This window comes from Methylophilus medardicus (genome assembly GCF_006363955.1).
Taxonomy (GTDB): domain Bacteria; phylum Pseudomonadota; class Gammaproteobacteria; order Burkholderiales; family Methylophilaceae; genus Methylophilus; species Methylophilus medardensis.
On sequence record NZ_CP040948.1, the window covers coordinates 627,495 to 639,846 of the forward strand.

Here is a 12,352-nt window from a genome sequence, read left to right on the forward strand (position 1 = left end):
ACTGTGCACACGTTGTACAGATAAACTTTTAAATCAGGAGAAACACCATGTGGACTAAACCAGCTGCTACAGAAATGCGTTTTGGCTTTGAAGTAACAATGTACGTAATGAACAAATAATTTTAGCTTAGGCTAAAATGACAAAAACCCGACCATGTGTCGGGTTTTTTGTTGTGGAAATAGGCCGTTCACACTTTACGGCGCCTGCAATGAAACTCCTGTTTTAAAAGGGGTTTCAATTGATTGCGGACCGCTCGCTTGAATGTGTAAACAGCACCGAAAAAAGTCAGTTAATCCACCTATCAAAGCATAGAAATTGCCCTAAAATTGATTTAAGTAAAACATATTAGGTGTAATGACGTGGAGCAATCAATGAGCTGCCAAAAATGTAATCCCCAAAGCTTAGGCATTGATTTTTCGATGGCTTTTCAGCCGATTGTGAATTTTGGCGATCAACAGGTATGGGGCTACGAGACCTTGGTGCGCGGACTCGAAAATCAGTCTGCGGCCTATATTCTGGATCAGATTGATGGCACCAGAGTGCACAGCTTTGATCAGATCATCCGCTCAAAAGCGATTCGGCTCGCTCACAGTTTGCATTTCAATGAGTTTCTTTCTATCAACTTTTTGCCTAATGCCGTTTACAAACCCGAAAACTGCATTCGATCCACCCTTGCCGTGTGTGATGAGCTCGGCTTTGATAAAAAGCGCATTATGTTTGAAGTGACCGAGGCCGAGAAAATCACCGATCACGCCCACCTCAAAAGCATTTTTACCGAATACAAAAAACACCAGTTTTTAACCGCCATTGATGATTTCGGTGCCGGTTATTCAGGGCTTAATTTGCTAGCAGAGTGGCAGCCAGACATCATTAAACTCGACATGAATCTGATTCGGGGTATTGATGAAAACAAAACCAAGCAACTCATCGTCAAAAGCATTATTGATGTGTGCAATGGGTTAGGCATACAGGTCATTGCCGAGGGCGTTGAAACCAAGCAAGAGCTCGCCCCGTTGGTCGATTTTGGTGTCACTCTATTTCAAGGCTATTACTTCGCACGCCCCTTGTTTGAAGGCCTGCCGGAAGTGCCCGCTGAAACCTACCTCTTATAATCAAACCCGCCTAACTGCTGAAAATCATGAGCCTGTTTCAGGTAAAACAGCGCTGAACAAGTCTGAGGACGAGGCGCATACTGTGCACACGTTGTACAGATAAACTTTTAAATCAGGAGAAACACCATGTGGACTAAACCAGCTGCTACAGAAATGCGTTTTGGCTTTGAAGTAACAATGTACGTAATGAACAAATAATTTTAGCCTAGGCTAAAATGACAGAAACCCGACCACGTGTCGGGTTTTTTGTTTTGAGTAAACTTACTTTGCACTGTGATCCATCTGAAATGACAAACACTGTGCGCGGTAAGTTATGTCCGCCAAGGGTGCTTAGGCACGTCACAAACACCAGCCACATTCACGCCCGCTTGTGCCACTAAATGATCATTTTCCACCGTGTCACCACTGACACCAATCGCCCCGATCAATATCCCATCTTCATCGACAATCGGCAGCCCACCTGGGAAAGTGATTAGGCCATCATTAGAATGCTCGATGCCATACAAAGGCGAGCCGGGGACTGAAAGCTTACCGATTTCGCCAGAGGGCATGGCGAAGTAGCAGGCGGTTTTGGCTTTTTTGATGGCGATATCAATACTACCGACCCAAGCATCATCCATTCGAGTGAAGCTCTTCAGGTTACCGCCAGAATCTAACACGGCGATACACATCTTCACGCCAATTTGGTTGGATTTTTCGACGGCTTTCTCAATGATTTCTTGTGCGACTTCAAAGCTTACGTGCATGTGATTCCTTATTATTTGATTGATTGGTGTAAATATGACTTGCACCAATGGTTTAAATTCATTTAAATTTGAAATCTATTGAAGTTAGAAGAGAAACGGAGATCCGTAGTTGAAAGATTTCCGTCGCGGTATTTAAGGTTTACGGTGATCCTTATCCAATGTGGTGGTATCTCAATGTGCTCCTCTCCATTGACCTTCACCCGATTGCATCGACTTCACGAATTGAATTGGTAGGCAAATGGGGGGGGCAGGTCATTTCCATGATTACGGCTTGTAGGTGATGAATAAATGCGAGGCGATTCAGTCGCAAGCATTAATCATTTTACAACTGCGATTACCCCATGTATGACTGCAAGATAGGAAGCGACCTACAATAAAATCAGTATCTTTCTACTTATAAAAAGGAGTTTATCCGGATAAGTTAGTGGTAAAGGTGGAGTGCACCGCTTCATAAAGCTCCAATACATATAACAAGCATCTGCAAAAAAATTGCAGTGGGAGTGAGAGCGTCATGTTACCGTCACCGCAACAAAATCAATTGCTTAAGGCCTTGCCCGATTTAGAGTATGTTCGCATTTTGAGCATGCTCGAATATGTCGAACTGCCATTAGGGAAAACGCTTTATGAACCTGGAGGTTGTTTACAATACGTTTACTTTCCTACAACCGCTATCATCTCTTTGTTGAATGAATTACAGAATGGTGCCACCGCAGAAATAGCCGTTGTAGGGAATGATGGGGTATTAGGGGTTTCCTTATTTATGGGTGGCGGAACAAGTACCAGTCGTGCCGTCGTACAAAGCGCTGGTAAAGCTTATCGGATGCGAGGTAATTATCTCAAGCAGGAATTCAATCAAGGAGGACCTTTTATGCGCCTTCTGTTGCATTACACCCATGCTTTAATTGCACAAATGGCACAAACCGCCATTTGCAATCGTCATCACTCTATTGATCAGCAGTTATGCCGTTGGCTGTTGTTAAGTTTAGACCGGCTTAATAGTCAACATCTCGCTATGACCCAAGAGTTAATTGCCAATATGCTAGGGGTTAGGCGTGAAGGCGTCACAGCTGCAGCTGGTAGATTGCAACAAGGTGGCGTCATTCAGTACACACGTGGTCATATACATGTATTAGATCGACCTACCTTAGAAAATAGAGCATGTGAATGCTACAAAGTAGTCAATGAGGAATACAAAAGATTATTTCCTCAGTTGAACTTAGGTGTGAATACCTGACTGAACGAAATTCGAGAACGTCGAAGTTGTAGGCAGTTAGAAAGAGACCACTGAACACCATTCTTAATGCAATGATTTATAACGATATTGTTAGTTAAATAAATCTCACATACCCTAAAAGTTACCCCATCTCTATGGTAACAATCGCTTTTTGAATTCTAACACAGGGGATTATAACTATTTCGCTAGCGATTTTTAGACCGTTTACCGTGACTTGAATAATCCCAATGATCAATAAACTCATTTCAACTTAAACGGCTTCTTCCATGCTTAAGAAGCGACTGGCATGCTCAGAAACGCCATGTTTAATACTCTCGATTAGTTGCATCGGAAACCGTGCTGGCAGCGATGTTGCAATCTCTTCAATCGCCGGAACGATGTTTGAAGCAATTGTATACATTTCATCAAAAGCTTCTGGAACGCCTAACTTTGCACAAAACGCTTTCCAGTGGCGAGGGTAAATCTCACTAATTTTGTACTGTGCGTTTTTGGTTCTAATAGCCATTGCAAGTTTGGCTTTTTTGTAGGGCAGTTGATTTCGCTCACTGCCAATAATTGGCCACGCAGATAAAACATCATATAGCGCGGTGAGTTGAAATGCGCCACCGGGTTGTATAGCCACGGAGAAGTTTTTGGCATGTCCATCTGTGGCTGCCAGTAACCAAAACACAAATTGTGTTTTGAGGAAGTGTAGCCTGTCATCGTGAGCGCTGATGCTTGCCGTCAAATAGCGCATTATTTTTTCGATGGAAGGGCCACCATGATCTTCATACTTCAATTCGGAGGGGAGTCCAAATACCTGACAGAAGTCTTCTTGCGGGATTCTGGCGATCCATTTGTCATCATCCACCCATTTTCTGTCAAAGCGCTCGACCACCAGTGCTTTGGTGCCATCAAAGTTGCCAATTTCTGTATTGGCGATATTAAATCCCAGCTTTTTTAAAATCTGCGCGCACAACCACTCATTTTCGATTGAGTCGGTCATATCAAAACGCTGCTCACCACCAATGAGTCCGAGTGGGAGTTTTAATATATGCGTGGTTGGCGTTGCCCCAAGAGGACGTAGCCATTGTTGTTTCACACGAAGCAATGCTGTTTTTTCTTGCGCGCCAGCGATTGAAATTCTGAAGGATGCCTCATCAAAAATTTGTCCAAGCGTTCTTCCAGAGGAGGCTGCGATCAATAATTGGGATATTTGCGCGTCACTTAATGGTTGGCCATGTACCTCCTCAAATGCCGCTGGCGTTTCGCCTACCGGCAGTAGTTGCACTGCACCAACACAATCTCGTCCGATCGCCTCTAACAGATTAAACGCCTCAGTGGATTGCGTTTTAAAACTGGATTGAATCCGTTTTCTAATATCAACGGAATCAGGTAGAAGGTTATCAAAGTAATCAGTGACTTCTTGCCCGGTGATGATGCCGTCAACAGTGCTCATGGGTAAAGCGTTTGAAAGCGGTCTGGCGTATGCAGACTTTATCCAATTAGCATCGTATTGAAATTTGCTTGACCGACGATTCCCCTGTGCCCAAGTGCCCACTAACTGGCCATTCATCCAGACATTTAATGCTTGTATTACCATTTTGCCTGTTTAGACTCGGTGGCTTGATTTTGAGCGTCTTGTAGATCTGCTGTCTCAGAGTGTTTATTAGTTGAGTCTGGGCTTTCGTTACTCTGATCATCACTATTCAATTCAAGTGACATTGATACGCCTAATATATTGAATAGGAGCAAAAGCTGATCAAAGCTGACCAGGTTCGGATTTCTCTCAATCTGGACAATCCTGGATTGTGATAATCCCATCTTGGTCGCAAGCATTTGTTGCGTCCAATTTCTTCTTTTTCTTAAAGACTTGATATGCGCTTTAAGCTGTTGTCCGGAAGTGATCGTCGTTTTCATTGATCCATCTTATTACATAGAAATAATAAAATCAATAAATTATATAAATGTAATAAAGGTGGGGTTTTTTGGATTTTAATTATATTTAGATAATAAATTCGTATAATTACATTTATGTAATATTTTTATTGGGTTTATGCAATTACAAATCAAAAGTTGATAGTTATCCATTTGCGAAGGCGCTTACTCAAGTAAGCTGTGCATTAAGTCACGTGTGGCAACAAGCATGATAGGCGTAACTTTTGGTCCGGCGTTGCGTTCTGGCTTACGAGCGTCTAGTAAACTTCAGGCTGACTAATAAATGAGTGGCGATTCATTGATCATTAAAACTTCCTCATCACACTCATCGCAAAAGTTAATCTGAATTTCTTCATGTTGTATTCTGACAGTTTCAATAACATCTAAGCGACTTTGACATTTTGGACAACAGTTCGGCTGTTCAGACATGATGTAATAAACAATATGAGGTACAAACTCCCGTACTTTTAAATGAGTCATTGTCTATTGTCCAAAAAGAGATTGTTTCTATGCCAGTCCAACATAGCCACATCTGGCGTAAAGCGATCTGGGCATTCAATTTTTTTGCCGTCTAATGATAGGAAAATTGCGTCCATAAATGGATCATTTCGTTTTTTTATTTGCTCTGAAATGATGATTGTGAAATCGTCGTTTAACGTAATCAGACCCTTATCAAACGCTCTATCATGTATTGCAGAAAGACAAAGTCCGTTACTTGGGTTTAATCGATTAGATTTGTCTAAACTCCAAGGTACGATATGACTAGCAATCAGAAGCCTTGACTCTGATAGGCCTGACATACAACAACGGCCACGATAGCCACTTAATACGGCGCGGCGGAAAAACTGTTGTTTAATGCGTTGAGTAGTAATAGCTTGTCTGGCTTCACCTGTAAAATCTTCCGTATTAAGTGAGCAATTTTCATCTTCAAACACTGTGGGTATTTCTTTATAAAGTTGCTGTCTCAGTAATTGAGACTCAACTGCTAACCTTTCCCAATCCTCATGAAAATCAGCCCATACTTCACGATCGAGCGCTGATGCGTTACCCAAACCTACTCGCCCAGTTATTGTGATTGCTGGGTCAAGACTGGCGATGTTAAGCATTTTCATTGCAACAGCGCTAGATGTGCGACCTATGACTTTTGCAAGTTCAATAATTTCCTTATTTCTGCTATCAATCTTGCCAAAAGGAATTTGGCAGTAAAGATGAAAGGCAAGTTGTACTTGTTCTCTTAGCCAAAGTTTTGAATTCGCCATATGCTATGGAGTCGAGAGAGTTTGAAAAACCAACTCCACCTAATCAGTTTTTAAGAATGTTGACATAAGTTTAGCAGTAACTTTTGTCCTTAGCACAACTAGTGTTTTAGCAAGTTTTTAATGTGTTTGCGTATCTCATAATGGAATCATAAAGATATCTGAGAAGGCCTTTAATCTTAGAAGCTTCCAAATAGTAAGCTTGCTTGGATTTTTATCCCGGACGTAAAAAAACGATATTTTATGGTCATCTTTGAAATACTTCGCAGACAAAGCGCTCGTAACACGCAAACCCGTCCTTAGGCCAAATTCATTGACTTTTAAACGATGCTTTTCACCATAATTTTTTAAGTATATTCATGAATGTTAGGTGAGTTTGTTTGCATATATTGCAATGTTGGTGAGTGGAAAATGAAAAAGGCTTCCAAAGTGTTTAATCACCTTGGAAGCCTTTAGATTTTTGGTGGTGAAAGAGGGACTTGAACCCTCGACCCCAGGATTATGAATCCTGTGCTCTAACCAGCTGAGCTACATCACCGTATTTGAAAGACCGCGATTATAGCAGTTGTCTCATACCTCGACAACCAAGACTGCCACCTTTTAGCTAAGTATTTTATTGAATTAGGTTTAGGGGATTTACGTTTGGCTTGAATTGGGAGTATGCTGGTATTCATTTACTACAATAATTAATATTACAATATGAATCGGGATCGGGTTCACGGGGGCGTGCTGAAGTTGAGCGCAGTGTTGGCGGATGCTTTGCGCCTGCGCGACGCTTATACCTGTTTGCATAGTGATCGTGTGATGTCACTTGCCAATGGCATTGGTGTGGCGTTGGGCTTGAGTGCTGACGACTTACGCGTGCTCGAGCTGGGTTCGGGCTTGCATGATATTGGCAAGATTGTGGTGCCGGATGCGGTGTTGATGAAGCCGGGTCGCTTAGAGGGCCATGAATTGGCGATTATGCAGCAGCATCCGGTGGTGGGCGGTAATTTAATTGCGGCTTATGAGCATCCGTGGGCACTGCGTGTGTCTGCGGTGGTGCGGCATCATCATGAGTGGTTTAACGGTGAGGGGTATCCTGATCGGTTCGCGGGGGAGGCGATTCCGCTGTTGGCGCGCATTGTAACTCTGGTGGATAACTACGATGCAATGGCGGTGCGGCGGGTGTATCAGGGCGCGCGGCCACATGCTGAGATTATGCAGGTGATGGCGTCAGAGGCGGGGACGAAGCTAGACCCGGTGTTGTTTGCGTGTTTTGCGAAGGTGATTGAAGACCCTGCCTACGCACGGTTTAAAGCAACGGGTGACCATTAGATAAAACAAAAAAGGCTGGAGATGCTCCAGCCTTTTTTATGGGTTTGGCGAATGTAATTAAACGTTGAAGCGGAAGTGCATGACATCGCCATCTTGAACGATGTATTCCTTGCCTTCAAGGCGCATTTTGCCGGCTTCTTGCGAGCCTTTTTCGCCTTTGTTTTTGACGTATTCGTCATAGGCTATGACTTCGGCGCGAATAAAGCCGCGTTCGAAATCGGTGTGGATGACACCGGCAGCTTGCGGGGCCGTCGCGCCTTTTTTCACGGTCCAGGCGCGTACTTCTTGCACGCCGGCAGTGAAGTAGGTTTGCAGGCCTAATAAGTCGTAGGCGGCACGAATAACACGGTTGAGACCAGGTTCTTCGAGGCCGAGTTCTTGCAAGAACAGCAGTTTGTCTTCGTCTTCAAGCTCGGAGATTTCACCTTCGATTTTGGCGCAGATGGTGACGACAGGGGCGTTTTCAGTTTTTGCCAAGGCTAATACTTTGTCGAGGTGCGGGTTGTTTTCAAAACCGCCTTCAATCACGTTGGTGATGTACATGACGGGTTTTACTGTGATCAAACACAGCGGTTTGAGCAAATTGAGTTCATCGGCATCGAGTGTGAGTGTGCGCACGGCTTTGGCATCGTTGAGACAAGGCACGACTTTTTCGAGCACTTTGATCAGAGCGATAGCGTCTTTGTCACCGCTTTTGGCTTTTTTGCCTTCGCGCTGCATGGTTTTTTCAACGGTTTCCATGTCGGCAAGCGCGAGCTCGGTGTTGATGACTTCGATATCTGCTAACGGGTCGACCTTGCCGGAGACGTGAATCACGTTGCCATCTTCAAAGCAGCGGACGACGTGGGCAATCGCATCGGTTTCACGGATGTTTGCCAAGAACTTGTTGCCCAAGCCTTCGCCTTTGGAGGCGCCAGCGACCAAGCCGGCGATATCGACGAACTCGACGATGGCTGGCTGCACTTTTTGCGGTTTGACGATGTCAATCAGCGGTTGCAAACGCGGATCTGGCACCTCAACGATGCCCACATTGGGCTCTATGGTACAGAAAGGATAGTTTTCTGCGGCAATGCCCGCTTTGGTGATGGCATTAAACAGGGTGGATTTACCTACATTGGGCAGGCCGACAATACCGCATTTCATAGTGGATGAACCTTAGCGTGAGTGTTGCCGCCATGTGGATGAGCGGCAAAGATTGAATAAAACCAATATTTTACCGTTAGTATGAAGATAGAGCCAGAATCAATGTTGATTTGCGGCTGCTTCCATACAAGATTTAAGTTTTATTATAAATACACAACAGGCATGACGTCGGGGGCATTATATTAAAAACGTCATGCGCCTTCCTGATAAAGGATGATAAATGTTTAGGTTGAATATGGCATCTTTGCAGCAGTTGTTGTCGTCACGATGGATCGCCGCCGTGGTGTTGTTTTGTGCGTTACAGACGACTTTTTTATTATGGATGAGTGAGCGCCATCATGCCGAGGCATTGCAGGCGGTCAAGTTCAAACAGTCGGTGCAGTCCGGCTCCGAGGCCATTCAGCAGCGGCTCAACGCTTATCGACAAATTCTCAAAGGCGTCGAGCAGCTATACATTTCGTCACAGTTTGTCTCGGCCGAGGAGTTTCGGCTCTATGTGGACGATTACCTGAAAAGCACGGAATACAACAGCCTGAACGCGCTCGGTTTTATCAAATATATTCACCTAGATCACCCCGAGACTTTCAAAGACCTTGAGATGCCGTTGCCAAAATTGCTTAAACATCTTGAGTTTATACATGGGGATCAAGAGCTGGCCCCGGTGTTATATGTAGAGCCGCGCAACGACGCCAACCGTGAATCCCTATTAAAAAATACTTTTTTAGATGCGCAGTTGCGGGCGGATCTGCTCGAGGCTGGCGATGATGACCGTCTGGTGTTATCTGGGCATTACACCGCCAATACCAGTGTGCAACCGTATAAAAACTATATTTTTCATGCGCCGGTGTATCGTGGGCAGCCAGAGCAGATTCCGCTGGCAGATCGTCGCAGCTTGCTCAATGGCTGGGTGTTTTTGCGTTTTGATGTGGCTGCGATGCTGGCCGAGGCCTTGCACCCGTTAGAGCAGCGGCTGGTGCATTTTGACGTGTTTGACCAAGGCCGCGAAGATGGGCAAGTGCCTTTGTACCACAGCGGTTCTGAAGATAGACATGTGCATGACGCAGACGCTGACTATACCGCAGCCTATACCCTAAATGTCAACGGGCAGGTTTGGCGCTTGCGTGCCAAGTCTACGCCAGCATTTGAAGCGGCCACTGACTACAGTGATGCGGATGATATGGGCTTGTTAGGGTTAGCCATCAGCTTGTTGGTGGCCGGTTTGGTACAGTTTTTGTTGGTGCGTCATCGCACGCGCACCACGCTCGAACAATATAGCCTTGCGCTCAATAGCAGCGAACAGCGTTGGAAAGTTGCCATGGAAAGCACCGGTGACGGCGTGTGGGACTGGAACGTGCTGGAGTCTAAGGTGATGTTTTCGGATCACTGGAAAAAAATTCTGGGTTTTGCGCCACACGAGTTAGACCATCATCCGGCAACCTGGCATCAACGCATTCATGCCGATGATGCTGCAACGGCGACGGATTTGCATCAGCAGGTGCTTGATGGCCAACGCGAGCAATATGCGAGCGAATATCGCATGCTTTGCAAAGACGGAAGCTGGAAATGGGTGTTTGATCGTGGCATGGTGTTGATGCGTGATGAGGCGGGCAAGCCCACGCGCATTTTAGGCACATTGGCTGACATATCAAAAATCAAGCAATCTGAAGAGGTGGTTTGGCAATATGCCAACGTAGATACGCTGACGGGCCTACCGAACCGCCGCTTATTTTTTGAGCGGTTAGATCAGGCACTCAATACGGTTAAAAATAATGGTCAGAAACTCGCGGTAATCTTTTTAGACCTAGATCGCTTTAAAGAAGTGAACGACACACAAGGCCATGACCAAGGCGATAAGTTGCTGTTGCAAGCTGGTCAGCGCCTGATGGCTTGCCTCGATAATCGTGATTTGGTGGCGAGGTTGGGCGGCGATGAGTTTGTGCTGATGCTCTGCGATGCGCATGCCAGCTATGTGGAAGCGCTGGCGCAACGTGTGCTGGATACGCTGTCACACCCCTTTCAATTGGATGATACTTATGCTTATGTATCCGCTAGTTTAGGCATTGCGATTTTTCCGGATGACGCGGGGAACAAAGAAGATCTGATGAAGCGTGTAGATCAGGCCATGTACGCCTCGAAGAAAAAAGGCGGTAATTGCTTCACCTACTTTACCCCACGTATGCAAGAACATGCCGAGTTTCGCATGGGCTTGTCGCATGATTTACGACAGGCACTTGGTAAAGAAGAGTTCTTTCTCGAATATCAGCCTGTGGTCGATTTGCAGACCAATATGGTGGTGAAAGCAGAGGCGTTGTTGCGCTGGAAACACCCAACCAAAGGCTTGATTCCGCCCATGGATTTTATCGGCATTGCCGAGGATAACTTATTGATTGTGCCCATTGGCGAATGGGTGTTTAACTCTGCAATTGCGCAGTGTCGTCAGTGGCGGCAGACTTTGCATCCGATGTTTCAGGTGGCGGTGAATAAATCTCCCGTGCAATTTGCAGCCGAGCACCGAAAAAAAGAGGATTGGTTGTTTGAGATGGCAAAAAATCACCAAGAGGGCAATATGCTGGTGGTTGAGATTACGGAGCGCTTGCTGCTTGACGGCAGTTCGCAGGTGAGTGAGCGTTTGGCGCAATATCAGCAGGCCGGGGTGCAGGTGGCGCTGGATGATTTTGGCACTGGCTATTCTGCGCTGTCTTACTTGAAAAAATTTCCGATTGATTTTGTCAAAATTGATCGCTCATTTGTGCGTGAACTGGGCACTTCAAGTCAAGATGCGGCGTTGTGCCGAGCGATTATTGTCATGGCTCACAGCTTGGGCATGCAGGTGGTCGCCGAGGGCATAGAAAACCAACGTCAGTTGCTGATGCTGCAAGAGATGGGCTGCGATTTTGGTCAGGGTTACTATTTTTCACCGCCGTTGGGTCCTGAGGCGTTCGCACTCTGGCACCACGAGTGGCACCAGCACCCGGCGATTTTGTCGCGCTAAGGCTTATTTGCTGTGCAGTTGCAGCATGGCTTTTTCAAATTGCCCCTGCGCCAATAAGTCGCAAATCGTGCTGGCTTTGATCAGGCTATCATCCAACGCATGTTGTTCTTCTTTGCCCGCGGCTTTCAACACAAAATTGACTACCTCGGCTTTGTTGCCGGGATGACCGATGCCAATGCGCAAGCGCCAGTAATCTGCCGTGCCCAACGCGGCATGAATATCGCGTAAGCCATTGTGGCCACCATGACCGCCGCCAAATTTCAGTTTGGCCTGGCCCGGTGGAATATCTAGCTCATCATGCACCACCAGAATCTCAGCTGGCGTAATTTTATAATAGTGGGCGAGGGCCGCGACAGACTTGCCACTGGCGTTCATAAAAGTGCTCGGCTTGAGCAACCATCGATCGCTGTGCGGCTGCCATTTGCCGGCGATGCCGAACCATTTCGGGTCTGAAGCAAGACGGCTACTCGATTGCTGCGCCAGTAGATCCACAAACCAGAAGCCGGCATTGTGCCGAGTCATGGTGTATTTGTCGCCGGGGTTACCCAGCCCTACAATCAATTTAATGCCGGTCATGGTGATTTTGTGTCATACCAAAAAGAAACGCGCACTCAAGAGTGCGCGTTTATTGTAGC

12 protein-coding genes and 1 tRNA gene are annotated in these 12,352 nt (G+C 45.9%); 6 read left to right on the forward strand and 7 right to left on the reverse strand.

Annotated features, from left to right (window positions below; genetic code table 11):
* The first annotated feature begins 47 nt into the window (after nt 1-47).
* The 3 genes from pqqA (FIT99_RS03050) to pqqA (FIT99_RS03060) all read left to right on the forward strand — a co-directional run bounded on the left by pqqA (FIT99_RS03050) (nt 48) and on the right by pqqA (FIT99_RS03060) (nt 1,310).
* A complete protein-coding gene (gene pqqA / locus FIT99_RS03050; RefSeq protein ID WP_081624291.1) occupies nt 48-119 on the forward strand; it encodes a pyrroloquinoline quinone precursor peptide PqqA in 72 nt (23 codons plus the stop codon).
* Between the two features lie 252 nt (nt 120-371).
* Nucleotides 372-1,112, forward strand: a complete 741-nt coding sequence (locus FIT99_RS03055) for an EAL domain-containing protein (RefSeq protein ID WP_223261261.1) — start codon at nt 372-374, stop codon at nt 1,110-1,112.
* Between the two features lie 126 nt (nt 1,113-1,238).
* On the forward strand, nt 1,239-1,310 hold the full coding sequence (pqqA, locus tag FIT99_RS03060) for a pyrroloquinoline quinone precursor peptide PqqA (RefSeq protein ID WP_081624291.1): 72 nt from the start codon (nt 1,239-1,241) through the stop codon (nt 1,308-1,310).
* A 113-nt stretch (nt 1,311-1,423) separates the two neighbouring features.
* Here pqqA (FIT99_RS03060) and FIT99_RS03065 read toward each other — a convergent pair whose 3' ends face one another.
* Nucleotides 1,424-1,858, reverse strand: a complete 435-nt coding sequence (locus tag FIT99_RS03065) for a GlcG/HbpS family heme-binding protein (RefSeq protein WP_140002857.1) — start codon at nt 1,856-1,858, stop codon at nt 1,424-1,426.
* Nucleotides 1,859-2,369: 511 nt separating this feature from the next.
* Here FIT99_RS03065 and FIT99_RS03070 point away from each other — a divergent pair.
* Entirely contained in the window at nt 2,370-3,092 is a 723-nt protein-coding gene (locus FIT99_RS03070; protein WP_140002859.1) for a Crp/Fnr family transcriptional regulator, read from the forward strand.
* A gap of 250 nt (nt 3,093-3,342) precedes the next feature.
* Here FIT99_RS03070 and FIT99_RS03075 read toward each other — a convergent pair whose 3' ends face one another.
* From FIT99_RS03075 to FIT99_RS03090, 4 genes are all read right to left on the reverse strand, one after another.
* Nucleotides 3,343-4,674 carry a type II toxin-antitoxin system HipA family toxin gene (locus tag FIT99_RS03075; RefSeq protein ID WP_140002861.1) on the reverse strand — a complete coding sequence of 444 codons (1,332 nt, stop codon included), beginning with the start codon at nt 4,672-4,674 and terminating at the stop codon, nt 3,343-3,345.
* Complete coding sequence (locus FIT99_RS03080) at nt 4,668-4,991, reverse strand: helix-turn-helix domain-containing protein (RefSeq protein WP_140002862.1); 324 nt, start codon at nt 4,989-4,991, stop codon at nt 4,668-4,670. Before FIT99_RS03080 ends, FIT99_RS03075 begins: the two co-directional genes overlap by 7 nt.
* A 494-nt stretch (nt 4,992-5,485) precedes the next feature.
* On the reverse strand, nt 5,486-6,268 hold the full coding sequence (locus FIT99_RS03085; protein WP_140002864.1) for an HNH endonuclease: 783 nt from the start codon (nt 6,266-6,268) through the stop codon (nt 5,486-5,488).
* Between the two features lie 458 nt (nt 6,269-6,726).
* A tRNA-Met gene (locus FIT99_RS03090) sits at nt 6,727-6,803 on the reverse strand.
* Nucleotides 6,804-6,964: 161 nt separating this feature from the next.
* Here FIT99_RS03090 and FIT99_RS03095 point away from each other — a divergent pair.
* Nucleotides 6,965-7,582, forward strand: a complete 618-nt coding sequence (locus FIT99_RS03095; RefSeq protein ID WP_140002866.1) for an HD-GYP domain-containing protein — start codon at nt 6,965-6,967, stop codon at nt 7,580-7,582.
* 57 nt (nt 7,583-7,639) lie between these two features.
* Here FIT99_RS03095 and ychF read toward each other — a convergent pair whose 3' ends face one another.
* Complete coding sequence (gene ychF, locus FIT99_RS03100; RefSeq protein ID WP_140002868.1) at nt 7,640-8,725, reverse strand: redox-regulated ATPase YchF; 1,086 nt, start codon at nt 8,723-8,725, stop codon at nt 7,640-7,642.
* A gap of 220 nt (nt 8,726-8,945) precedes the next feature.
* On the opposite strand from ychF, the gene FIT99_RS03105 reads away from it, so the two are divergent.
* Nucleotides 8,946-11,717: a bifunctional diguanylate cyclase/phosphodiesterase gene (locus FIT99_RS03105; protein WP_140002870.1), complete on the forward strand. Its 2,772-nt coding sequence runs from the start codon at nt 8,946-8,948 to the stop codon at nt 11,715-11,717.
* 3 nt (nt 11,718-11,720) lie between these two features.
* Here the strand turns inward: FIT99_RS03105 and pth are convergent, their stop codons facing one another.
* Nucleotides 11,721-12,293, reverse strand: a complete 573-nt coding sequence (gene pth / locus FIT99_RS03110) for an aminoacyl-tRNA hydrolase (RefSeq protein WP_140002872.1) — start codon at nt 12,291-12,293, stop codon at nt 11,721-11,723.
* Between the last annotated feature and the right edge of the window lie 59 nt (nt 12,294-12,352).